At 65.2% G+C, this 21872-nt stretch carries 24 protein-coding genes and 1 pseudogene; 12 read left to right on the top strand and 13 right to left on the bottom strand.

Annotated elements, in window-relative coordinates:
* Positions 1-23: 23 nt before the first annotated feature.
* Positions 24-329, bottom strand: coding sequence for a tryptophan synthase subunit alpha (locus IWX81_RS02645; protein WP_199279711.1), 306 nt, complete (start codon positions 327-329; stop codon positions 24-26).
* Between the two features lie 76 nt (positions 330-405).
* Here IWX81_RS02645 and IWX81_RS02640 point away from each other — a divergent pair, with 76 nt between their 5' ends.
* Positions 406-1731: a GNAT family N-acetyltransferase gene (locus IWX81_RS02640; protein ID WP_199279710.1), complete on the top strand. Its 1326-nt coding sequence runs from the start codon at positions 406-408 to the stop codon at positions 1729-1731.
* Positions 1732-1750: 19 nt separating this feature from the next.
* On the opposite strand, the gene IWX81_RS02635 is transcribed toward IWX81_RS02640, so the two are convergent.
* The 4 genes from IWX81_RS02635 to IWX81_RS02620 form a co-directional block, all read right to left on the bottom strand.
* Positions 1751-3484 carry a gamma-glutamyltransferase family protein gene (locus IWX81_RS02635; protein ID WP_199279709.1) on the bottom strand — a complete coding sequence of 578 codons (1734 nt, stop codon included), beginning with the start codon at positions 3482-3484 and terminating at the stop codon, positions 1751-1753.
* 86 nt (positions 3485-3570) lie between these two features.
* A complete protein-coding gene (locus tag IWX81_RS02630; RefSeq protein ID WP_199279708.1) occupies positions 3571-3828 on the bottom strand; it encodes a glutaredoxin family protein in 258 nt (85 codons plus the stop codon).
* A gap of 54 nt (positions 3829-3882) precedes the next feature.
* A complete protein-coding gene (locus IWX81_RS02625) occupies positions 3883-4059 on the bottom strand; it encodes a DUF2510 domain-containing protein (RefSeq protein ID WP_199279707.1) in 177 nt (58 codons plus the stop codon).
* A 116-nt stretch (positions 4060-4175) separates the two neighbouring features.
* Entirely contained in the window at positions 4176-4844 is a 669-nt protein-coding gene (locus IWX81_RS02620; RefSeq protein WP_199279706.1) for an SDR family oxidoreductase, read from the bottom strand.
* 123 nt (positions 4845-4967) lie between these two features.
* On the opposite strand from IWX81_RS02620, the gene IWX81_RS02615 reads away from it, so the two are divergent.
* The 3 genes from IWX81_RS02615 (at position 4968) to IWX81_RS02605 (ending at position 8822) form a co-directional block, all read left to right on the top strand.
* Complete coding sequence (locus IWX81_RS02615; RefSeq protein WP_199279705.1) at positions 4968-6404, top strand: sugar porter family MFS transporter; 1437 nt, start codon at positions 4968-4970, stop codon at positions 6402-6404.
* A gap of 73 nt (positions 6405-6477) precedes the next feature.
* Positions 6478-7269, top strand: a complete 792-nt coding sequence (locus IWX81_RS02610; RefSeq protein ID WP_199280405.1) for an ABC transporter ATP-binding protein — start codon at positions 6478-6480, stop codon at positions 7267-7269.
* Positions 7251-8822: a transporter gene (locus tag IWX81_RS02605; RefSeq protein ID WP_199279704.1), complete on the top strand. Its 1572-nt coding sequence runs from the start codon at positions 7251-7253 to the stop codon at positions 8820-8822. Before IWX81_RS02610 ends, IWX81_RS02605 begins: the two co-directional genes overlap by 19 nt.
* 218 nt (positions 8823-9040) lie before the next feature.
* Here the strand turns inward: IWX81_RS02605 and IWX81_RS02600 are convergent.
* A pseudogene (locus IWX81_RS02600) lies at positions 9041-9505 on the bottom strand (RNase H family protein); the annotation flags it as partial.
* Between the two features lie 19 nt (positions 9506-9524).
* Here IWX81_RS02600 and IWX81_RS02595 point away from each other — a divergent pair.
* The gene (locus IWX81_RS02595; protein ID WP_199279702.1) at positions 9525-9824 is read left to right on the top strand and encodes a hypothetical protein; all 300 of its coding nucleotides are present in this window, start codon (positions 9525-9527) and stop codon (positions 9822-9824) included.
* On the opposite strand, the gene IWX81_RS02590 is transcribed toward IWX81_RS02595, so the two are convergent.
* From IWX81_RS02590 to IWX81_RS02580, 3 genes are all read right to left on the bottom strand, one after another.
* The gene (locus tag IWX81_RS02590) at positions 9808-10683 is read right to left on the bottom strand and encodes a DUF2510 domain-containing protein (protein ID WP_199279701.1); all 876 of its coding nucleotides are present in this window, start codon (positions 10681-10683) and stop codon (positions 9808-9810) included. The genes IWX81_RS02595 and IWX81_RS02590 overlap by 17 nt on opposite strands.
* Positions 10684-10697: 14 nt before the next feature.
* Entirely contained in the window at positions 10698-11060 is a 363-nt protein-coding gene (locus IWX81_RS02585; RefSeq protein ID WP_199279700.1) for a DUF2510 domain-containing protein, read from the bottom strand.
* 135 nt (positions 11061-11195) lie between these two features.
* Positions 11196-11480 (bottom strand): GNAT family N-acetyltransferase, encoded by a 285-nt coding sequence (locus IWX81_RS02580; protein WP_199279699.1) that lies wholly within the window; start codon positions 11478-11480, stop codon positions 11196-11198.
* Between the two features lie 54 nt (positions 11481-11534).
* On the opposite strand from IWX81_RS02580, the gene IWX81_RS02575 reads away from it, so the two are divergent.
* Positions 11535-13397: a DUF2207 domain-containing protein gene (locus tag IWX81_RS02575; RefSeq protein WP_199279698.1), complete on the top strand. Its 1863-nt coding sequence runs from the start codon at positions 11535-11537 to the stop codon at positions 13395-13397.
* A 20-nt stretch (positions 13398-13417) separates the two neighbouring features.
* Here the strand turns inward: IWX81_RS02575 and IWX81_RS02570 are convergent, their stop codons facing one another.
* Both IWX81_RS02570 and IWX81_RS02565 read right to left on the bottom strand, forming a co-directional pair.
* On the bottom strand, positions 13418-14083 hold the full coding sequence (locus IWX81_RS02570) for a histidine phosphatase family protein (RefSeq protein WP_199279697.1): 666 nt from the start codon (positions 14081-14083) through the stop codon (positions 13418-13420).
* Positions 14084-14092: 9 nt separating this feature from the next.
* Positions 14093-14584: a glutathione peroxidase gene (locus IWX81_RS02565; protein ID WP_334592796.1), complete on the bottom strand. Its 492-nt coding sequence runs from the start codon at positions 14582-14584 to the stop codon at positions 14093-14095.
* A 103-nt stretch (positions 14585-14687) separates the two neighbouring features.
* Here IWX81_RS02565 and IWX81_RS02560 point away from each other — a divergent pair, with 103 nt between their 5' ends.
* The 6 genes from IWX81_RS02560 to IWX81_RS02535 all read left to right on the top strand — a co-directional run bounded on the left by IWX81_RS02560 (position 14688) and on the right by IWX81_RS02535 (position 19599).
* A complete protein-coding gene (locus IWX81_RS02560) occupies positions 14688-16259 on the top strand; it encodes an AMP-binding protein (RefSeq protein WP_199279695.1) in 1572 nt (523 codons plus the stop codon).
* Positions 16260-16351: 92 nt separating this feature from the next.
* The gene (locus tag IWX81_RS02555; RefSeq protein ID WP_199279694.1) at positions 16352-17266 is read left to right on the top strand and encodes a J domain-containing protein; all 915 of its coding nucleotides are present in this window, start codon (positions 16352-16354) and stop codon (positions 17264-17266) included.
* Entirely contained in the window at positions 17263-17724 is a 462-nt protein-coding gene (locus tag IWX81_RS02550; RefSeq protein ID WP_199279693.1) for a MarR family winged helix-turn-helix transcriptional regulator, read from the top strand. The genes IWX81_RS02555 and IWX81_RS02550 overlap by 4 nt, the downstream gene beginning before the upstream one ends.
* Before the next feature lie 72 nt (positions 17725-17796).
* Positions 17797-18492, top strand: coding sequence for an endonuclease/exonuclease/phosphatase family protein (locus tag IWX81_RS02545; RefSeq protein WP_097062000.1), 696 nt, complete (start codon positions 17797-17799; stop codon positions 18490-18492).
* A 71-nt stretch (positions 18493-18563) separates the two neighbouring features.
* Complete coding sequence (locus IWX81_RS02540; protein WP_199279692.1) at positions 18564-18941, top strand: hypothetical protein; 378 nt, start codon at positions 18564-18566, stop codon at positions 18939-18941.
* 133 nt (positions 18942-19074) lie between these two features.
* Entirely contained in the window at positions 19075-19599 is a 525-nt protein-coding gene (locus IWX81_RS02535; RefSeq protein ID WP_199279691.1) for a hypothetical protein, read from the top strand.
* A gap of 43 nt (positions 19600-19642) precedes the next feature.
* Here the strand turns inward: IWX81_RS02535 and IWX81_RS02530 are convergent, their stop codons facing one another.
* Together IWX81_RS02530 and IWX81_RS02525 are read right to left on the bottom strand one after the other, a co-directional pair.
* Positions 19643-20311: a response regulator transcription factor gene (locus tag IWX81_RS02530; protein WP_199279690.1), complete on the bottom strand. Its 669-nt coding sequence runs from the start codon at positions 20309-20311 to the stop codon at positions 19643-19645.
* Positions 20308-21765: a sensor histidine kinase gene (locus tag IWX81_RS02525; protein WP_199279689.1), complete on the bottom strand. Its 1458-nt coding sequence runs from the start codon at positions 21763-21765 to the stop codon at positions 20308-20310. The genes IWX81_RS02530 and IWX81_RS02525 overlap by 4 nt, the downstream gene beginning before the upstream one ends.
* Positions 21766-21872: the final 107 nt, after the last annotated feature.

Here is a 21872-nt window from a genome sequence, read left to right as displayed (position 1 = left end):
ACAGCGGAATAGCGGAACAGCGGTCATCGGTCGGTCAGGTGACCGATCAATCGCCACACCGTACTCGTGAGAGCGGGGTGTGCGAGGGCGATCTGCCTGAGCACCCTGTACTCTCGCGTCGCCGACGGCGCCGCGCCGGCATTGGCCGCGATAGCGTCGGCGCGGAGAAGGTAAACGACCAGCTCGTCGATGGCGGGAAGCTCCTCCATGAACTCCCAGGGGTCTCCGCCCGCGATGAGTCGCTCGTGCACGACAGTGTCCCGTTCTTGCGTTGCTTCAGCGCGCAACACCTCGAGACTGGCTCGTCTCTGCACACGGAATTCACTCACCGTTCGACGATAACAAGATCGGGGCAGCGACCTCGAATCGAGAAGATGTCGCGTCGATCCCGGCTACCGTTGAACCATGACCGAGTTCGCAGATGCACCCATCGACCAGGCCTCAGCAGCATCGCTCCTATCGAACGGGTTGAGGCTCGGCCTCGTCGATACTTCGGATTCCGCACAGTTCGAAACCTGGCTCAGAGCCGATTCGCGCGGATTCCACGGGCCGGAGGCCAGCGCCGAGACCATCGCCCACCACGTCTCCGGTCTTGCCGACCGCCGCACCACGGGCGTCTGGGATGACTCGACCCTCGACCCGGCTATGCCCGTAGCCACGGTGAGTTCGTGGACCGTGGATATGACGGTGCCGGGTCGTCGGACCATCGAAGCCTGGGCCATCAGCTCGGTCACCGTCTCACCGACACATCGCCGCAAGGGCATCGCCCGCGCCCTGCTCGAGGGCGAACTACGCACGGCTCATCGACGGGGAACTCCGATGGCGACGCTGACGGTATCCGAATCCACCATTTATGGCCGATTCGGATTCGCACCTGCCGCGTTCGCGACCGACCTGGAGATCGACGCGACACGGGTGACCTGGACAGGACCGATTCCGGACGGTCGGGTCAATTTCGTCACGAGGGCCCAGTTCCGCACCGAGGTGGCCGCCATGCACGACAGGGTGAGGCTCGACAGCCCCGGCCAGATTCCGGCCTGGGATCTGCGCTGGGACCAGTTCGCGGGGCTCGTGGACGACGACACAACGAAGGGAGCCGACCTCCGTGCCGTCAGGTATGACGACGTCGACGGGCAGCCACGCGGACTCGCCCTCTACCGCGTGACGGAGAACCACGGCGACTTCGCGGGGCACACTCTCACCCTGCTCCATCTGTCGCACGAAACCGACGACGCCTACCACGCGCTCTGGCGCTTCGTGCTCGAGATGGATCTGGTCCGCACGATCAAGGCCCGGCACCGCTCGGTCGATGAGCCCGTGGTGTGGAACGTCAGTGACCGACGCGCCGTCTCACAAACGACGTGGGACCATCTCTGGCTGCGCATCCTCGATGTGCCGGCGGCGCTGGAGGCCCGCTCGTATGCGAGGGAGGCCCGGTGTGTGCTTCGGGTGCAGGATGAGCTCGGGTTCGCTGCGGGCACCTATCTGCTCGAGGTGGATGCCACGGGATTCGCCCAGGTGACTTCAGGGTTCGACGCAGACGACAGCTCTGCCGTCTCGCTGCCTGCCGTCTCACTGCCTGTCACGTCGCTGTCGGCGCTCTACCTTGGCGGCGTGTCTGCATCGACCCTCGCCGCGGCGGGACTTCTCGCGGGAACAGCGGAATCCATCTCGATCCTTGATTCGGTGTTCCATTCGACTCGCGCACCCTGGCTCTCGATCTGGTTCTAGCACCGGAGCGATCGATGTGTCACCGTCCTGCGGCGTAGCCCTGGTTGCCGCGGGGGTTCGCCGCGGCCCACAGCATGCCGCTGTCGTCGACGCCCACCGCGGACAACCGACCGAGGGACCAGTCACCGGCACGAGTGACCACATGCCCACGCGCCTCCAGGGACGCGATGACATCGCAACCCAGCCGATCCTCCACGACGGCACCGCCCGGCTCCCACTGCCTGGGCCAGAACGAATCGGGGAACGATGTGGTGTGGAATGCCGGGGCATCGATCGCCTGCTGGGGGGTGTAGCCGCCGACGATGGTACGCAGCAGGTACAGCAGTTGCCACGTGTCCTGCTGGTCGCCGCCGGGGGAGCCGAGAGCCGTTACAGCGCCGCCGGCACCCATTACGAGAGTCGGGGTGAGGGTGGTGCGTGGCCGGCGACCCGGAGTGAGCGTGGCGGGCGCCTCATCCTGTAGCCACGTCATCTGCAGTCTCGTTCCCAGGCAGAATCCGAGACCCGGTATCGCGGGGGAGCTCTGGAGCCAGCCGCCCGATGGCGTGGCCGAGATGATGTTTCCCCAGCGGTCGGTGACATCGATATGGCAGGTGTCGCCCTTCACGACTCCGCGCCTGCTCACGGTGGGCTCACCCATCCCCGAAGTGCCGGTCGTCAGCGGCGGACTGAACGGAGTGCGACCCTCGATCGAACCCGGCCTGAGTCCAAGCGACGCCGTATCGCCCACGAGCGAGCGTCGGTCAGACACGTAGGCGTCAGAGAGCAGCACATCGAGCGGAACATCGCCGGTGTCACCGAACCAGGCGTCGCGATCCGCGAGGGCGAGCTTCTCGACCTCGAGGATCGTATGCGCGCCGAGGGCCGTCGACGGATCGATGTCGTCGCAACCGTCGAGCATCGCAAGCATCTGCAGAAGAGCTGGGCCCTGGCCCCATGCCCCTGACTTCGCGATCGTGTGGCCCCTGAAGTCGAGAGTGACAGGCTGCTCGAACGTGGCCGAGAATCCTGCCAGATCTTCGGCAGTGAGCACCCCAGCGTGGTCACGGCCATCGGAATGCCGATGGGGCTCGCGCACGAACTCGACGATCGCGTCAGCGACGAATCCCCGGCTCCACTGCATCCTGGCGGCATCGATGCGCTCGACTCGGGATGCGCCCGGTGACACGGCCAGCCGCTCATACGTGTCGGCGAGCTCGGGCATCCTGCCGTCGTAGTTTCCCCACAGCGCCGTCGACGTGGGCCAGTGATCGTCGAAATGCTCGCGCATCCGCTCGATGGTCGCGGTGACCCGATCGAGCACAGGATGCCCGTGCCTGGCGTATCCGATGGCGAACTGCAGCACATTCCGCAGTTCCCACGTGCCGTGGTCCCGCAACAGCAGCAGCCACGCGTCGACAGCCCCCGGGATCGCCGCAGCCAGGGCACCCGCGCCGGGAACGAGTTCCAGCCCGCGTTCGCGATAGGCCGCGGCCGATGCACCGGCTGGCGCAGGGCCCTGGCCCATCAGGACTGTGGGTTCTCCGCCCGCGGTCGCGAAAACACCGACCATGTCTCCACCGGGGCCATTCAGGTGCGGTTCGACGACGTGCAGCACGAAGGCACCAGCGACCACGGCATCGAAGGCATTACCGCCCTGCTCGAGAACGGATTGCGAACTGGCGGTCGCGAGCCAGTGGGTCGAGGCCGACATCCCGAAACTTCCGGAGAGGGTCGGTCTGGTGGTGAATTCCGGCGCTGGAGTGAACGACATCAACCCACGCTACCGGCGACTGCCATGCCATGGCGCGAATCCCGGTGCCGGGTCGTGTAGCTGGACAGCGGACCCTTGGCGAGAAGCTAGTCGAGGATTCCGAGGCTCCGGAGCTTGGACTCCAACTCCGGATTGCTCGGCTCCACCTGGTGGCTGCCGTCGGGAAACGTGATGACGGGGATATTCGTGCGACCGCTGATAGCGAGTGCCGCGTCTGCCTGCTCGGGCGTGGCCACGAGGTCGACGTACGTGTAGTCGACGGAATGCGCATCGAGCAGCGCCTTCGAGCGGATGCAGTCGCCGCACCAGTCGGCGCCGAAAAGAGTGATGGTTGACGTGGTCATCCTTCGACCCTAGAGAACGCTCGCTGGGCGTTCGCCCCATCCGCCTCTATGGCGTCAGCGCAACGATCGGCGCGTCGGAGACGACGGAACCGATTCCACGATGGCGAGTGGCGTGATGTTGCGGGTGTGCCCCGTCCACGCCAGTCCATCCCACCAGCGCGCCGCACGACTGTCTACCGGATCCCGGTACCAGCCCGCGACAGGCAGTCCTGATGTTGCTATAGATGACATTCCCGAAAGTGTCATAGCGTGGCCCCCCGACCGTCGTTACACGGTCGAGACTACGAGATTCGAGGTGTTCGGGCACACCCCCGTTGTGGGGGAGCAGGAGTTGCTTGACGTGTGCGTCAGCCCTGGGATCTGATCGCCTCGGAAATCGGCTGCGATCCGCTCGCGAACTCCCACGCAGCGCCGACAGAACCTGGGTCGTCCAGGGCCGCGACGATCACCGCTGCTACATCGGACCGTGGCACCGAACCGCGCTCGACCGTGGGTGCGAGGTCAACGAGACCGGTTGCGGGATCGTCGGTCAGGGCGCCCGGCCTCAGGATGGTCCAGTCAAGGCCTGTCGCCATGAGCGCCTCGTCGGCGTCGTGCTTCGCCTGGTAGTAGGTGACCATGTCACCGTCGGTGGGCACTGGCCCACCCGCACCCATCGCCGACACCATGACGAACCGCTTCACACCCGCAGCGGATGCCGCCGCCATCGCCAGCACGGCTCCATCGAAATCGACGGCTCGAGTGCGGGCCGCATCTCCGCCGCCGGCGCCGGCAGAAAACAGCACGGCGTCAGAACCGGCAATGGCCTGCGCCAGCGCGGCTCCCGTCGCCTGCTCGATGTCGAGCACCACGGGGGTCGCGCCGAGCTCGGCGATCTCGCTGGACCTGTCGCCGTTACGGAAGATCGCGATCACGTCGTCACCCCTCGCGTGCAGTTGGGTGATGACATGGCGGGAGACCTTTCCGGTAGCTCCGATGATCGCGATGCGCTGTGGTGTGGTCGGTGTCGTCGTCATGCTCCGAGTCTTCCACCGGCGGCTGAGTGCCCGCTTGGACCCGGCGCAGAACGGTCGACCGCCGTCACCCGGCCCGGTCTGGTGCACGTATGGTGAAGAGACCGAACATGACAGGGAGCGCCGGTGAGCACGTCGACAGAAAAAACTACGGGTAGCGGCACGAACGGCAAGGTGATTGCTCTGGCTGTGGCCGGTGCACTCGGTGGATTCCTGTTCGGATTCGATTCGTCTGTCGTCAACGGCGCGGTCGAACCCATCAGGGAGCAGTTCGGACTCACCGAATCCCTCACGGGGTTCGCCGTGGCATCCGCGCTGATCGGTTGTGCCGTCGGCGCCTATCTCGCGGGGCGACTTGCTGATTGGAAGGGTCGGATCCCCGCCATGCTCGTGGGCGCTGTGCTGTTCCTGGTCAGTGCACTCGGTACCGGATTCGCCTTCGGCATCTGGGACCTGATCCTCTGGCGCCTGGTCGGAGGGCTCGGCATCGGTATCGCGTCGGTGATCGCCCCCGCCTACATCGCCGAGATCTCGCCGAAACACCTGCGTGGCCGACTCGGTTCCCTCCAACAGCTCGCCATTACCATCGGTATCTTCGCTGCGCTGCTGTCTGACACCATTTTCGCGAACGCCGCGGACGGAGCCGCCAATGTGCTGTGGTTCGGTCTGGAGGCCTGGCGCTGGATGTTCCTCGCCGGCGCCGTTCCCGCCGTCGTGTACGGCCTCGTCGCCCTGAAGCTTCCCGAATCTCCGCGCTACCTGATCCTCAAAAACCGCGACGACGATGTGCGGGGGATCTTCGCGAAATACTGGCCTGGGCAGGATGTCGAGAGGGCCATCCGGGACATGCGTTCCGTCATCAAGACCGACGAGCTCGGTTCACGCAAGGGCGCGCTTCGTGGCAACCGATTCGGATTGAAGCCGATCGTGTGGGTCGGCATTATCCTGTCGGTGCTCCAGCAATTCGTCGGGATCAATGTGATCTTCTACTACTCGACGACCCTGTGGAGGTCTGTGGGATTCGCGGAAAGCGATTCGCTGACCATCTCTGTCGCGACGTCAGTGACGAACATCGCCGTGACGTTCGTGGCCATCGCCCTGGTCGACAGGGTGGGACGACGGCCGATCCTGCTGTTCGGCTCGGTGGGCATGACCGTCGCACTGGCGACGATGGCCATCGCGTTCAGCCAGGCCACGGTCGTCGACGGCGAGCCCATGCTCAACGGTGCCTGGGGTCCGGTCGCGCTCGTCGCCGCGAACGTGTTCGTCGTGAGCTTCGGGGCATCATGGGGACCTGTTGTCTGGGTGCTGCTCGGTGAGATCTTCCCGAATAAGATCCGCGCTCGCGCTCTCGGCATCGCCGCAGCCGCACAGTGGATCGCCAATTTCCTCATCACTGTGTCATTCCCGCCGCTCGCCTCCCTCTCCCTCGTCGTGACCTATGCGATGTATGCGCTCTTCGCGGCGCTGTCGTTCGCCTTCGTCTTCAAGGTCGTGCCGGAGACCAATGGCATGTCTCTCGAAGAGGCGGAGACGCTGTTCACCAAGCCCCGGAAGAAATAGCGTGCGTATGCTGGTCACAGCACAGGTTTCCTCAGGATAGGGCGAGCTCTCCATGACTCCAGACGTCACGACGATGACCGGCGGCACCCCCAAATCCCGAGCGCGGGACGACCTCCCCGCCCTGGAGATCCGTGGACTGGTGAAGCGCTTCGGACCGAAGACTGCTGTCGACGCGCTCGATCTTGTCGTGCCGAGCGGTTCGTTTTACGGCCTGGTGGGGCCGAACGGAGCCGGCAAGACGACGACGCTCTCGATGGCCACCGGCCTGCTGCGTCCCGATTCTGGCCGGATCAGCATCCACGGCGTCGACGTGTGGTCGAACCTCGTGCAGGCCAAACGGCTTGTCGGCAATCTCAGCGATGGCGTACGACTTTTCGACAGATTGACTGGCCTGCAGCTCGTCACCTACGCCGGTCTGCTCAGCGGATTGACGAGAGAGGTCGTCGTCGAACGCGCACACGACCTGCTGAACCTCCTCGACCTCGATGCTGCCAGCGGAACCCTCGTCATCGACTATTCGGCGGGAATGACCAAGAAGATCGCGCTGGCCTGCGCTCTCGTCCACGCGCCTCGACTGCTCGTGCTCGACGAACCTTTCGAATCCGTGGATCCGGTATCTGCCGCCAACATCCGCGACATCCTGGAAGGGTTCGTGTCGTCGGGAGGCACAGTCATCGTCTCCAGCCACGCCATGGATCTCGTTCAGCGCATGTGCGACCACGTCGCCATCATTGCGCAGGGTCGGGTGCTGGCATCCGGCACGACGGTCGAGGTCCGCGGCGATTCGACCCTCGAAGACCGATTCGTCGAACTCGTCGGAGGACGGCGCACCGGAGAGGGTCCGGCATGGTTGCGACTCTCGTAAGGCTGCGATTCCTGCTGCTGGCAAACTCGCTGAAGAAGAAGCCCTGGCAACTCGTCGCCGTCGTTCTCGGCGGACTCTACGGCCTCGGTCTGCTCGTCGGGGCTGTCGCTCTGCTGTTCGCCCTCAGTTTCGGGTCTATCGAGTTCGCCCGCACCGTGACCGTGCTTGCCGGGGCTGCTCTCATCATCGGATGGACTCTTTTACCCGTGCTGACCTCGGGAATCGACCAGACCGTCGATTCCGCGCGACTCGCCACCTTCCCGATCCCGCTCAACACCCTGGTTCTCTCGCTGACTATCAGTGGCGTTCTCGGCGTGCCCGGCATCGTCACACTCGTCGCAGCTTTGGCCACGGCCGGCACATGGTGGAAGCATCCGGTATCGGCCCTCATCGCTGTCGTGTGCGCCGTGGTGGGCGTGCTCACCTGTGTGATCGGGTCCCGGATGCTCGTGGCGCTCAGCTCACGGATCGGGGCAGGTCGTCGCGCACGAGAGGCGAAGGGCATCCTGATCTTCGTGCCTCTGCTGTTGCTCGGACCGATCATTCTCTGGCTCTCCGAGATGTTCCGGGACGCCCCCAACCTGCTTCCTCGCATTGCTGAGATCGTGTCGTGGACGCCGTTCGGGGCGATCTGGGCGGTTCCGGCAGACGTGGCGTTGGGCAATCCCGGTCGGGCAGCGCTCGAATTCCTCGTCGGGCTGGCGACCCTGGCAGCGTTCCTGCTGCTCTGGCGATGGGGGCTGGCGAGAGCTCTCGAAACGCCGAATCGCTCGGCCCAGTCGACGTCGAGTGCAAGGGGGCTCGGACTGTTCGGCGTATTCTCGGGCACTCCATCAGGCGCGGTCGCGGCGAGGGCCCTGACCTACTGGATCCGCGACCCGCGCTACGCGCAGTCGCTCATTACGGTTCCGCTGGTTCCCGTGCTGATCTTCGTCTACGCGGGAGGTAACGGAAATCTCGCGGCACTCAACGTGGTGGCACCCATCATCGCCGTGTTGCTCTCGATGTCGATCTACACCGATGTCTCCTACGACAACACGGCATTCGCGCTTCACCTGCAGTCCGGAGTGAGCGGGAGAGCAGATCGAGTCGGCCGCGTTCTCGCGCTGGCGGTATTCGCAGTCCCGATTTCGATCGGCCTGGCGATAGCGAGTGTCGCCGTGTCGGGCACCTGGCAGGTCCTTCCCGGATTGCTCGGCATCACGATCGGGGTGCTCCTCACCGGATTCGGCGTATCGTCCCTGGTATCGGGCCGGTTCGTCTTCATGGTTCCTGCCCCCGGCGAGAGCCCGTTCACCTCCAAGCCCGGAGGGGGAGTGAGCCTCATGCTGTCGACCTTCGCCACGTGGGGAATGGTGGGAGTGCTCGTCATTCCCGAGGTGGCATTGGCAATTATCGGCTTCGCGCTCGACATCCCGCTGCTCGGCTGGCTGTCGCTGCTGGTCGGGCTCCTGCTCGGCTCCGGACTCATGGTGATCGGTATCCGCCAGGGTGGAGCGATCCTCGACCGGCGGGGTCCGGACCTGCTTGCGACGCTGCAAACCCACAGATAGGGGCTCATCCGCCGAAGGGTTCAGGCGAGTCGCCTGAGCAGTTCCTCCACAGGAACGCCGGCGGCAGCGGCTCGTTCGGCCAGCCGGGAGTACTCGGCAGCACCGAAGGTGACGGTGACCGCACGAGAGGATTCGACTGGTTCAGCCGGCTCATCGAAGTCGAATAGGCCGGGTGACGACGCCACGGTTTGGGACGCAGGGCTGTCCTGAGTCACGGCTGCCCCGGGGTATCCCGGGCCGGCCGGGGCCTGTCGATCACGCTGGTAGGCCTCGGCGGCGGCTCGAGCACGCGAATCCGCTGCTTCGTTGAGCACGTGCCCTACGTGTCCCTTCACCCACTCGAACCTGTACCGCCGACCGGCGATAGCCTCGTCGATTTGCTGCAGCAGTTCGAGATTCATGACGGGTTTACCGTCACCCTTGCGCCAGCCCTTCTTCTTCCAGCCGGGCATCCACTTCGTCACGGAATTGATCACGTACTGGCTGTCACACAGGATGTGGAGGTCATCATCCACGTGTGCGGTAGCCCGAAAAAGCTCGAGGACGGCTTTCAGTTCCCCCATGTTGTTCGTGCCGTGAGGCCAGCCTCCGGCGGCCCAGGTCTGGTCGTCGACGTACCAGGCCCACCCAGCGGGTCCCGGGTTTCCCAGCGCCGAACCGTCGGCAGCAGCAGTAATAGTCATTTCATCTAGGGTAGCGAGCATGCCGTCCTATCGAGTGACCATGGCCGTCGGCGCGCTGGCCGTCGGCGTGACTCCGGACCGGGTGCTGCCCGCAGCGCGCAGTGCTGCGCTGCAGTTGGTGGTGGTCGAGGCCGCTGAACTCCAGGTGGTCTCCGGCCAGGCCAGGATCGTCGTGCGCTTTGCGGCAGACGACCCCGACATTGCCGAACAAGTGGCTCAGCATGTGGTGACTGTGACGACCACGACCGCTGTTGTCGACTCGTGGCGGCTCACCGTGCGGGACGGATCCCGCTGGAATTCACTTAGAACTGCCCCATGATGCTCGGCAGGAACTGAAGGGCGGCGAAGACAGCTGCAGGCACCGCGATGGTGTTCATCAGCAGGAGCACGAGCGGTACTCGGCCCTTTTCTGTCACCTGGGCGACCCTGATCGTCCGGGCGATCATGTAGGCCAGAGGGCCGAGAAGGATCCACCAGGAACTCGCGGGCTCCTGGAATCCCAGTTCGAGCAGGGACTTGCGGTCCTGGACGGCGGTAGCGAGCATCCACAGGATGGGAACAAGTGCGCCGGCGACGATCGCTCCGATCTGGGGAGTGATCAGGGTGTAGACGAGAGCTGCACCCAGTGACGACAGTGTGGCGATCCATGGCGTGAACGCCAGCGCCCAGACGCTTTCGGTGGATGATGTCGTCGGAGCGGGCTGCCGGGAGGTGTCCCACCAGCTTGCGGGCCCCGTGGTGTTCTTGCCGAGTCCGGACTTCGACAGGCCGGGCAGGTTGATTTCCGTGTTGGCCGTGTACCCGCGGGCGATTCGCTCGCGGGTTTCCTCGGTGATCACCGACGCGTCGAAGAGGGCAGCCGGCACCGCGGCAGGCTGCGATTCCACCGCCGCGAAGACCTCGGGTGCGGGCTCCGGCACATCGACGACGTCGTCAGCCTCCGCTGGTTCGCTGTCGGGTTGGCCATCCACGAGCTGGCCATCAACCAGGGGACCGACCTGCTCGCGCAACTCGCGACGGGTCAGGGGAGTGGCAATCGATTCCTGGATGGCCGCTTCCTGGGCCGGATCGATGGTGTGGTCGGTCCACGCCGATCCATCCCACCAGCGCAGCAGGGTCGATTCAGGATTCTCCGGATACCAGCCCACCGGTGGGGTGCGTTCCATCACATCGGTCATGTCGTTGCCTTGCCCTACTGGTCGGTCGGAGCTTCAGTCACGAGAGGGCCGCCCAGCATTTCGCGCAGCTGGCGCCGGCTGAGTGCCGAAGTGGTCACAAGCTGGACTGGCGTCTGCCGTTCGGGGACTGACGCCAGCAGTGAAGAGAGATCGTGGGAAACCTCGATGGAATCGGGCTCACGGTGAGCGGGCTCGACCGGGAGCGACTCGCCGGGGACGTATTCCACGTCCATGGGCGGAACCGGAACGAGCACAGGAGCTGCTATCGGACGCACGTCATGAGTCCAGTCCGTGCCATCCCACCACCGCAGGCTGCCTTCAGCGACGCCATCCGGGTACCAGCCGGCCGGCACGTGCGTGTTCTGGATAATCGACATCTCGGCCCCCCGCCGTAGTTTCTTAGCTATGACACTAGGGACGACCGCAGTGCCGTGCGATCCCCATTTCAAGGGGTGATGGCGCCTGTCTACCTCCGAAGGGGAGTGTCGGGAGTCACGACAGCAGCCTGGGCGCTATCGCGAGAGCAGCCCTCCTCGCTCTGGGTGCGCGTCGAACCAGTCAGAGACGTACCAGCACATGGGCAGGACCCGCCGCTCGGTGTTCGCCTCGACGTCGTCCATCGCGAACTCGACGACCTCGCCAGCGAATCCCTTTCCTCGCTGGTTCGGCTGGGTATAGGTGTGATTGAACGAGACGGAATTGCCGTTGATCCGGTAATCGGCAAGGGCCACGAGCTGCCCGTCGACGGTGAGGGTGTAGCGACCGGCATCCGGCTCATGGGCGAAGATCTTCGACATAGTTCCAGAATACGATTCGCCGTCGCCGACCCGGGCGCCGCTAGGCTCGAATAGATGCGAAAACTACTCAGTTCATCCTGTCTTGCCGTCGTCGGCCTTTTTCTCGCCCTGTCGGCCCCGCTGGCCGCGGCCGCAGATACGAGCGATTTCACCTTCGATTCGTTCCATGCCGATTACACGCTGAGCCGACTCGATGACGGGCGCTCCCAACTCGACGTCGTCGAGACGATCGTGGCGCGGTTCCCGGATTTCGACCAGAACCGGGGGCTCGTGAGGGCGATTCCCGGGGACTACGACGGGGTCGACCTCGAGACCGTCGTGACCTCGGTGAGCGACGAGAACGGCACACCCGTGCCGTTCGAGGAGTCGGAGACCGACGGCTTCATCCAGCTCGCCCTCGGAACAGATGATTTCGTGCAGGGCGTCGTGACCTATGTGATCTCCTATTCGCAGGAGAACGTGGTGCGATCGTTCGCCGACACCTCGAGTGACGAGTTCTATTGGGACGTGAATGGCGTCGGCTGGGACCAGCCCTTCGGAAGCGTCACCGCGAGCGTTCATCTCGATGGATCGGTGTCAGATGCATACTCGGGCAACGTAGCCTGCTACGTGGGTGCGCAGGGAGACAACAACACCTGCCCCATCGATGCCGGTGGATTCGGGGACGTGGATCCACTCTCTCCGGGTCTTCCCGACTCCACCCTGACCTTCGCGGCGAGTGCCGACAACCTCCAGCCCCGTCAGACCATGAGCGTGGCCGTCGGCTTCGCACAGGGCACGTTCGTCATCCCTGAGCCGACGGTCGGCGTGCCGCAACCCGTACCCGCAGGGTTCGATGTCGGCGCCGGGGCCGTCGGCCTGCTGAGCCTCGGAGGCGTGATCGCGGCGATAGTCTCGCGCGTCAGGGCGGGGAGAGGTTCCAGGGGCCGCGGCATCATCATCCCCCAGTACAGCGAGCCTGATGGCATCACCATCATGCAGTCCGCCCAGCTTCTCGGCCGCGGCACCACAGCGATTCCCGCCGCGATCGTGAGGCTCGCGGTGCGACGGAACATCCGGATTCTCGCCTACGCGGTGGAGAAGGATGGCGAGCCGTACACACTTCAGTATCTCGGCTCGGAGAGGGTGAATCCGGAGGACGCCGGGCTCCTGGCGCTCCTGTTCGGCGCCGATCCCGAGCCCGGCAAGCTGCAGCCATTCGGGCAGGACGAGACGGCGCTCATGACGGGGCTGTCGGCGATGTCTGCCCGAGCCAAGTCCTCGCTCGAGCCGTCGGGATTGCTCGAGAAGCCGCCGGGGCGCGGTGTTGCCGCGGCGATCGTACTGGGGCAGCTGGTGCTGGCGGCCGCCGCGATTGTGATGTTCGCGACATCCAGCGACCTCTTTCTGAACGTCAGTCCGATCCTGGTTCCGGTGATGGGGTTCGGCGTGCTGGCCCTGATCATATGTATCGCACTGTCGATCAGGCCGTTGCGCCCGACCGCGGCCGGTGCGGAAGCGCGGGAGTTCCTGGACGGGATGCGCATGTATCTCACGCTCGCCGAGAAAGACCGCCTGCGTGCCCTGCAAAGCCCCACGGGAGCCGTGCGAGTGGATGTCGGTGACGATCTCGAAATGATCAAACTCTATGAGAAGCTGCTGCCGTGGGCCGTGGTGTGGGGCGTCGAGGACCAGTGGATGCGGGAGCTCGAGGTGCGCGTGCAGTCACTGCCGGAGCAGCCTGACTGGTTCGTCGGAAACGGGGGATTCAACGCCGTCATATTCGCCAGCACTATGCGGGGCTTCTCGACGGCGATGACCCCGCCCGCGAGCACCTCGAGCTGGAGCGGAACCGGAGGAGGCTCGTTCGGAGGAGGCTCGTTCGGCGGAGGATTCTCCGGCGGGGGTGGCGGCGGAGGAGGAGGCGGGGGCCGCTAGCCGATCCCTGGGTGTTTCGGCTAGTCTCGCAGCGATTCGCCGGTCGGGTCGAGTGCTGCCTCGTCCGCGAGATCGGAGCCGCCCACCGGGCTTCCCTGCCACGACAACAGCACCCATCCGTCATCGGGATTGCCGTCGAGTTCGATCACGCCGGTGTTGTCGATCTCACGGTCGCCCGAGAAACTGGGGGGCACATTCGTCACCCGACCGGCGATCCACACCCTGATGGCAGCACCATGGCTGACGACGACGGCCGTTCCGGATTCGTGGAGAGCGCTCACGGTCGCGATGCTCGCGTCGAACCGCTCGAAGAACTCGTGACCGTCCACGCCGCCGGGCATCACGACGTCGAGGTCTCCGAGCCCCCAGGCGAAGGCTGTGCGGTGATACCGGTGCACGGATTCGCGATCGCTCCTGTCTTCGAGGCTCCCCGCACCGATCTCGTGGATGCCCGGCAACTCGACAGCGTCGATGCGCCGATCTGCCGCCAACGGTGCCGCGGTCACGTGGGTGCGCAGAAGCGTGCTGACGAAGATGCCGTCGATCACGTCGCCCTGCAGCGCAACGGGAATCCCGGCGGCCTGTCGCTCTCCGAGCTCGGTCAGGCCGGGGCCAGGGGCCGCGGTGTTGAGCCTGCCGTCGACGTTCGCTGGCGTCTGGCCGTGCCTGATCAGGAGAAGTCGCACGATTCGAGCCTAGGCTGACGCGGGCAGCGAACCTTCGATCAGCGAGACGATCTCGGGAGCGTCCGGCTCGACCGTCGGTCGGAACCTGTGGATGTCGCCGCCGGGCGTGATCACGAACTTCTCGAAGTTCCACTTGACCTTGCCAGCCTTGCCCGCGGCATCCGGCGTCTTGGTCAGCTCCTGGTAGAGCGGGTGCGCGCTCTTGCCGTTGAGCTTGACCTTCTCGAACATCGGGAAGGTCACGCCCCAGGTCATGGAGCAGTATTCCTTGATCTTGTCTTCGGTGCTCAGCTCCTGCAGGAACTGGTTGCTGGGAAAACCGAGCACGGTGAACCCGCGCTCACCGTAGGTCTTCTGGAGGGCTTCGAGCTTCTCGTACTGGGGCGCGAGGCCGCAGCGCGATGCGACATTGACGATGAGCACGACCTTGTCTGCATAGTCGGAGAGCGAGGTCGTAGCGCCGTCGATGGTGGTGAGGGGGATGTCGCTGATTGTGGTCACGACAACAAGATACGCTGAAAGACCTGTGGGTTGGCGGTACATGCTTGCCTCGCTGGGGTGGGCCGGTCAGGATCGGACCACAGGACTGATCAAAGGAGATCTCATGTTCACAAGCCCGTTTCCCGACGAGATAATCCCGGCGCTCAGCGTCTACGACTTCCTCTTCTCGGATCTCACCGCCGCCGACCTCGAGCGAGTCGCCCTCGTCGATGGGCCATCGGGAGCCGAGACCACCTATGCCCAGCTCGTCGGCCAGATCGACGCCGTCGCCGGCGCCCTTGCCGCTCGCGGAGTGAAGGTCGGTGACGTCGTGGGCATGCTGTGCCCCAACATCCCCGTCTTCGCGAGCGTGTTCCACGGCATCCTGCGCGCTGGCGCCACCGCCACGACGATCAACGCCCTTTATACCCCCGAGGAGATCGCCAGCCAGCTGTCGGACTCCAAGGCGAGCTTCCTGTTCACCATCTCCCCGATGCTGCCGCAGGCCGAGATCGCGGCGAAAGAGGTCGGCATCGATGCCGAGCACCTCATCGTCATCGACGGCGCCGATGGGCATCCGTCGCTGCGCGACCTCCTCGCCCAGCAGGAGACGCCACCCGAGGTGAGATTCGACCCCGCGAGCCACATCGCCGTGCTGCCGTACTCGTCAGGCACGACGGGTAAAGCCAAGGGCGTCATGCTCAGCCACACGAACCTCGTCGCCAATGTGCAGCAGTGCCGTCCCGTGCTCGATGTGGAACAGGATGACCGGGTTCTCGCCCTGCTGCCGTTCTTTCACATCTACGGGATGACCGTGCTGTTGAATATCGCGCTGAAGAAGCGGGCGCGGCTCGTGACCATGCCGAAGTTCGATCTCGTCGAGTTCCTGCGCATCACCCAGGATCACGGCTGCACGTACCTGTTCATCGCCCCGCCCATCGCGGTCGCGCTGGCGAAGCATCCCATCATCGAGCAGTACGACCTGTCGAAGGTGCGAGTGGTCTTCTCGGGCGCGGCGCCTCTCGACACAGCGCTGGCCGAGACCGTGGCCCGACGACTCGACACCAGGGTCGCGCAGGGCTACGGCATGACCGAGATGAGCCCTGTCTCCCACGTCATCCCGCCGGATCGCATGGATATCGCTCGCGGATCGATCGGTGTGCCGGTGGCCAACGTCGAGTGCAAGCTCATCGACGTCGAATCCGGCGACGAGATCCACGCCAACGGCGGGATGAGCGAACCCGGCGAGTTGTGGGTGAAGGGGCCGAACATCATGCTCGGCTACCTCGGCCGGGATGACGCGACCCGCGAGACCCTCGAAGCCGACGGATTCCTGCGCACGGGAGACATCGCCACGGTCGACGCCGACGGTTCGTTCTTCATCGTCGACAGGCTCAAGGAGCTGATCAAGTACAAGGGCTACCAGGTGGCCCCGGCCGAACTCGAGGCACTGCTGCTGACGCATCCCCTGATCGCCGACGCCGCCGTGGTCGGAGCGCCCGACGACGACGGCCAGGAAGTTCCGAAGGCTTTCGTCGTCACGGTCGCCGGCGCCGAGCTGGACGGGGTTGCCGTCATGGCTTTCGTGGCCGAACACGTGGCACCGCACAAGAAGGTGCGCCAGGTGGCCTTTATCGAGACGGTCCCGAAGTCGAGTTCAGGCAAAATCCTGCGCAAGGACCTGCGCGGGCAATAGCGCCACCCGCGACATCGGCAGCGCGTGCCAGCAATTGCGCAAGCTGGCTGGGTATGGTGGGCAGGCCCTTGCCTCACGTCGAAAGCGAAAGAATGCCTGAGAGTCCCATGTCGGCGAGCCCGTACGAGGTGCTCGGCGTCGCGGCATCCGCGACAGAAGACGAGCTCCGCCGTGCGTTCCGCAAGGCCCTGCGGGAAACCCACCCCGACACGGGCGGCGATCCCGGTCGGTTCAACGCTGTGCAGCAGGCCTGGGACCGCGTGAGCACCACAGAGAGGCGAGCCGCGTACGACGCCGGCCGTGGCATCCACTCTGACCGGCACGAAACGTTCACGGGCCAGGCTGCCCGTCCGCGCCAGGACACCAGGCCCAAGGCGCGATCCCACGGTCACCCCGGGGGCTGGCGGCGCGAGCGATTCCTCAGCCAGTTGCGGGAATGGGCAGGCAGGGGAGTCGAGATCGCCGACCCGTACGATCCAGCTTTCGTCCGCAGCGCGCCCAGGGAGATCAGGCGCACCCTGGCCGACGCCCTGGCGGAGGAATCCACGGCCCGCACCCTGAGCACGCTCGGCATCGGCTTCACCGTGTGGCACGACGTCTCCACGGGTGATCCTGAGTCCAAGATCGACCACGTGGTACTCGGCCCCAGTGGCCTGTTCGCCCTGCTGTCTGAAGACTTCGGCGGCCCGGTCCGGGTGCGTAAGGGGGAGCTCATCGGCGATGCCCTGGCGGGGGAGCGGCCGTTTCACGAACTCGCGAGCCGAGCGAAAGTACTGTCCAGACAGCTGCGCGTCACGTTCACCGGGCTCGTGGTCGTGCTTCCGGATGACGCACTCGACGAGCCCGTGATCCAGCTGGGTAGCGTCCGGGGGGCCGCGACGCTCGCGGTGACCCAGTCGTACCTCGCGATGCTGCTGCGCCAGGGAGTCACGGGGTCGGCGCCCATCGGCGGCAACGAGTTGTTCGATGTGCGCACGCGCGTCGGCGATGGAGTGCGGTTCGTGTGACCACGTGGCTCGATGACGCCCAGCAGGATGCCTGGCGCAAACTCGCCACCGTGGTCGAGCGGCTTCCCGGGGTGCTCGACACCCAGCTCAGGCGCGACTCAGACCTCAGCCACTTCGACTACCTGACTCTCGCGATGCTCTCCGAGGCTCCCGAACACGTGCTGCGTATGACGCAGCTCGCCGAGCGCACGAGTTCGACGCTTCCGCGGCTCTCGCACGTGGCATCCAGGCTGGAAGAGCGCGGCTATCTGCGGCGGTCACCCTGTCCGGAGGATCGCCGGGCCATCAACGCCCAGCTCACCGAAGCCGGGTGGGAGAAAGTCCAGGCGACGGCGCCGGGCCATGTCGCTACCGTCCTTGCGGTCGTTTTCGCCTCGCTCGATGCCCAGGATGTCGCGGCACTCGACCACGTCATGGGCAAAGTGATGCACACCCTGGACACAGACCCGTCGCTCTAGGGCGTGACTTCGAATACCCCCGAGACCATAGGCTTGTGTTTTCGTGTGTGGAAAGAGGGATTCAGGACCGTGATTCGCGTCATCAGTTACAACCTCCGAAAAAACCGGGCGAGCATAGAGCTCGCCGAACTTGCCAAGACACCCGACCTGGATGCGATGTGCCTCCAGGAGTGCATTGCGTCCGAACTGCCCGCCGAGATCGGCAACCTGCACCTCGCCGACTCCACCAAGCGCAACCGGCTCGGTCTTGCCGTCTACTACCGCAAAGACCGGTACGAGCAGCTGGCCAGCAAATCGTTCGAGCTCAAAAAGTCACTGCACGACCTCATTTTCACTCCGACTCCGGAGCGGCTCGTCGGTACCAAGCTCATCGACCGCGCATCCGGACACGAGCTCGTTCTCGCCTCCTTCCATGCTGCACCGCTGACGGCCCTGAACTCGCTCCGCCGCAAACAGATCAAGGCCGCGCACGAATTGCTGCAGGATCTCGGTTCAGGCGCGCCCATCATCATGGTCGGTGACTACAACTACCCACTCTTCAAAGACGACCTGTCGAACAGGGTCGCGAAATCCGGCTATGACCTGACGCTGAGCGACCGCCAGACCTACACGGCCTACAAGTTCTTCCGGGGACACTTCGACTTCGTCACCTCTCAGGGCTTCACGATCGACGACGTGCAGACGATGCCCCGCGGCTCGTCCGACCACATCCCGATCCTCGTGACCGCGTCGTACGGTGCCGTGGCCAGGGAGGTCACGGCGGCCTGAGCTTTGCCGGACCGGGTGTTTCTAAGAACAGTCTCACCCCGCCCTCACGGCAACACGGGCAGACTATGACCATGACTTCACAGGGTCGACCCGCTCGTACCGCGATCACTGTTGCCATCCTGGCGGCCGTCGCGGCCACCGCTATCGCCCTCGGAATCGTCATCACAAGCGGTCTCGGATTCGCGGATGCCGCTGGCCAGCCCCTCGACGTTCCGGCCGTGTCCATCACCCCGAGCGCCGCCCCCAGCACCGAACCGAGCCCAGAGCCGAGCCCGACGGCGACACCGAGCCCCTCACCGACACCGGATGACGACAGTCCCGAGGTCGTGACGGGCCCACCCCCCGTGACGGTCGAACTGGACGATCACGGCGGGCTGAGGGACGACGGTTCTTCTGACGACAGCAGCGGTGACAGCAGCAACAGCGGTCGCGGCAATTCGAACGACTGACGTTCGAGATGCCGCTCCTTTCTAAGAGTCATCTCAAGATCTCCTCGTGCTCGCCTTAGATTCGACGGCCAGCCTGTAGGTACGGCATCCAGCCGCACCAGCGCCGGACATCCGGCACGTCGAAAGGCAGACCATGTCACTCTTCACCTCACGTCCAGTTCTCATCGCCTCGGCAGTCGCGGTCGTGGGGGTGCTGTGCGCAGGCTCCGTCGCTGTCGCGGCGACCCTTCCGTCGAGTTCGATCGTGTCGAACGCTCCCACCTCGACGCCGTCCTCGACGTCGACTGCAGTGCCCGGGGACGTCGCAGTCCCGACGCCGCGACCCAGCAACTCCGACGACCCGGCTACACACGACCTGAACGACGACCACGGCGTTCACGCGCGAGGCACGCACGACGTGAACGACGACAACGGTGGAGACCGCGCCGACGATTCGACTGACGACGATTCAGTCGATGACAACAGCTCCGACGACAACAGCGACGATGACGACAGCTCCGACGACAACAGCGGTCGCGGTGGAAGCGACGACAGCAGCGACGACAGCAGCCACCACGGCTCAGACGACGACTCCGACAACGACGACAGCGGCTCAGACGACAGCGGCTCAGACGACGGCAGCTCCGACGACTCGGGCCACGGCAGCGACCACGACTGACACTGATACTGCGCCTGACACTGATACTGCGCCCAGGGATGGGCTACCAGCTGACCTCGCGCAGCCGGTAGCCCATTCCTCGTACCGTCTCGATGTGTTCGCTTCCCAGCTTTGACCTGAGGTAGCCGACGTACACGTCGACGATGTTCGAACCGGGGTCGAAGTCATAGCCCCAGACCCTGCTCAACAGCTGTTCCCGACTGAGAACCCGGTCGGGATTTCGAAGAAACTCCTCGGCCAGCGCGAATTCCCTCGCCGAGAGCTCCACCTCCCGCCCACGCACGATCGCACGGCGGCTGTGCAGGTCGAGCTGCAGTCCGTCGACGACGAGAATCGCCTCGACGCCGCGCGTGGCATCCGCCATCCTGAGCCTGATTCTGGCCAGGAGTTCATCGAACCTGAACGGCTTGGGCATGTAGTCGTTGGCGCCGCCCTCGAGACTCGCAAGGGTGTCGTCGGCGGAGGTACGAGCGGTCAGAACGATAACCGGCAACTCAACCCGCGCGGCCCGCAGTCGGCGCAGCACCTCGAAGCCATCGAAACCGGGCAGGCCGATGTCGAGCACGAGCAGGTCGAACCCGCCGGTCAGCGCATGCTCGAGCGCGTCGGGACCGGTGGCGGCAACGACCGTCGTGAACCCCGCGGCGCGAAGGCCCTTCTCCACGAATGACGAGATCCTGACCTCGTCCTCCGCAAGCAGAATGCGACTCATACCCTGTCTCCCTGCATTAGCGGTGATGTCATGGGGATATCGATCACGAAGGTCGCGCCGGAATCCCTGGCCGACTGTAGCGATGCCGTACCGCCGTGGGCCTGCGCAATGGCCAGCACGATCGCGAGGCCGAGCCCGGAGCCAGAGGCTCCACGACCGGGAGAGCCACCGGAACCCGAACCACGGTGGAACCGCTCGAAGATCGTGTCCGCTACCGACGGATCGACCCCCGGCCCATCGTCGCTCACCGTGAAGAGCAGCCGTCCGGCGTGGACCTCACTGCTGATCCCGATCGTCCCGGTCGATGTGCCGTGCACCACCGCGTTCGCGGCGAGCTGCAGGAGAGCCTGGGTCAGTCGCTCAGGGTCGATCGACGCCGTCACGTGCGCGACTTCCGGGCTGGTCCAGTGGTGGGCTGACGAGAGCGCACTCGCTTTGGCTCGCACGTTCTCGGTCAGGGCGCCGATGTCCGTGGGCACCGGCGTCATCCGCAGCGGCCTCAGCACCGTGGCGAGATCCGAGATGTCCCTGACGAGGCCGCCCATCCTGTCCAGTTCGTCCAGGGCCAGTGCCCTCGTGGCCGAGACATCCGCCTCGTCGCTGGCCTGCATGAGTTCGAGGTGACCGCGCACGATCGTGATCGGCGTCTTCAGTTCGTGGCCGACGTCATCCAACAGCTGCCGTTGGCCGGTGAGAGCGCTGTCGAGCCTGTCCAGCATCCCGTTCACGGTGACCGTCAGCTCTGAGACATCGTCCGACCCGACGACATCGATCCGTTCGCTCACATCGGTCGCCGTGATCCTCGCAGCCGTCTCCCGGAGATTCCGGATGGGGGACAGCAGCCGACCTGCCACGGACCAGCCGACGAGGCCCAGGGCGGCGAGAGCGACAGCGGCGACGATCGCGAACGTGCGGAACGCTTCATCCACGGGCAGCAGCCGCGCGTTGAGGTCGACGACCACCACGAAGACCCCGGTGGCGTCGCCCTCGACCGTGACGGGAATGGCCACGTAGCGAACGCTGGTTCCCCCGGCAGCGGCAGTGCCCCTGATGACGTCGCCGCCCGCCGTCTCTGCCAGCACTCGCGCCACGAACCCCGCGTCCTCTTCCAGGTGAAACTCGCCAGTGCCCCCGGGAACGATGGCGGTGCGGTCCCCGATGATCGCGAATGTCGCCTCATCCGTTCCCGGCCTGAGCCTCTGCACGATCGCGTACAGGGCGTCGTCGAGGGTCGCCGGCTGGGCATCCCCGGCGATGAACGACGACTCGTCGACGGCCGACACGAGCCTGTCGTCGATCTGTGACAGGATCCGCTCGCGCTGGATGACATACGCGGTGCCCCCAGCCACGATCATCCCCACGGCGGCAACCACCAGCATCGAGAGCAGGATGCGCGCGCGCACCGACCGCAGGGCCCTGAAGCGCCGCGTGAGCAAGGCAGGCGCGGCGGGCATCCTTTGATTATCGACTGCCAGCGCTCCCGCAGCCATCTCCGGCGCATGAGAGATCTCTTATGTCCGCGCCACCCCTCTCGGAATGTCGACGAAGTCCACAGTGGGTA

This window comes from Salinibacterium sp. CAN_S4 (assembly GCF_015752305.1).
In the GTDB taxonomy this organism is placed as follows: domain Bacteria; phylum Actinomycetota; class Actinomycetes; order Actinomycetales; family Microbacteriaceae; genus Rhodoglobus.
The sequence above is the reverse complement of the archived record's forward strand: the minus strand, read 5'-3'. Positions and strand labels throughout refer to the sequence as shown.

Coding starts and splice junctions, on each gene's coding strand:
- IWX81_RS02590 (WP_199279701.1), bottom strand. CDS start 10,683: ATGACCGATGTGATGGAACGCACCCCACCGGTGGGCTGGTATCCGGAG.
- IWX81_RS02540 (WP_199279692.1), top strand. CDS start 18,564: ATGACTTCACAGGGTCGACCCGCTCGTACCGCGATCACTGTTGCCATC.
- IWX81_RS02605 (WP_199279704.1), top strand. CDS start 7,251: ATGGTTGCGACTCTCGTAAGGCTGCGATTCCTGCTGCTGGCAAACTCG.
- IWX81_RS02555 (WP_199279694.1), top strand. CDS start 16,352: ATGCCTGAGAGTCCCATGTCGGCGAGCCCGTACGAGGTGCTCGGCGTC.
- IWX81_RS02535 (WP_199279691.1), top strand. CDS start 19,075: ATGTCACTCTTCACCTCACGTCCAGTTCTCATCGCCTCGGCAGTCGCG.
- IWX81_RS02595 (WP_199279702.1), top strand. CDS start 9,525: ATGCCGTCCTATCGAGTGACCATGGCCGTCGGCGCGCTGGCCGTCGGC.
- IWX81_RS02630 (WP_199279708.1), bottom strand. CDS start 3,828: ATGACCACGTCAACCATCACTCTTTTCGGCGCCGACTGGTGCGGCGAC.
- IWX81_RS02620 (WP_199279706.1), bottom strand. CDS start 4,844: ATGACGACGACACCGACCACACCACAGCGCATCGCGATCATCGGAGCT.
- IWX81_RS02575 (WP_199279698.1), top strand. CDS start 11,535: ATGCGAAAACTACTCAGTTCATCCTGTCTTGCCGTCGTCGGCCTTTTT.
- IWX81_RS02585 (WP_199279700.1), bottom strand. CDS start 11,060: ATGTCGATTATCCAGAACACGCACGTGCCGGCCGGCTGGTACCCGGAT.
- IWX81_RS02635 (WP_199279709.1), bottom strand. CDS start 3,484: ATGTCGTTCACTCCAGCGCCGGAATTCACCACCAGACCGACCCTCTCC.
- IWX81_RS02625 (WP_199279707.1), bottom strand. CDS start 4,059: ATGTCATCTATAGCAACATCAGGACTGCCTGTCGCGGGCTGGTACCGG.
- IWX81_RS02525 (WP_199279689.1), bottom strand. CDS start 21,765: ATGCCCGCCGCGCCTGCCTTGCTCACGCGGCGCTTCAGGGCCCTGCGG.
- IWX81_RS02640 (WP_199279710.1), top strand. CDS start 406: ATGACCGAGTTCGCAGATGCACCCATCGACCAGGCCTCAGCAGCATCG.
- IWX81_RS02580 (WP_199279699.1), bottom strand. CDS start 11,480: ATGTCGAAGATCTTCGCCCATGAGCCGGATGCCGGTCGCTACACCCTC.
- IWX81_RS02530 (WP_199279690.1), bottom strand. CDS start 20,311: ATGAGTCGCATTCTGCTTGCGGAGGACGAGGTCAGGATCTCGTCATTC.
- IWX81_RS02610 (WP_199280405.1), top strand. CDS start 6,478: ATGACCGGCGGCACCCCCAAATCCCGAGCGCGGGACGACCTCCCCGCC.
- IWX81_RS02560 (WP_199279695.1), top strand. CDS start 14,688: ATGTTCACAAGCCCGTTTCCCGACGAGATAATCCCGGCGCTCAGCGTC.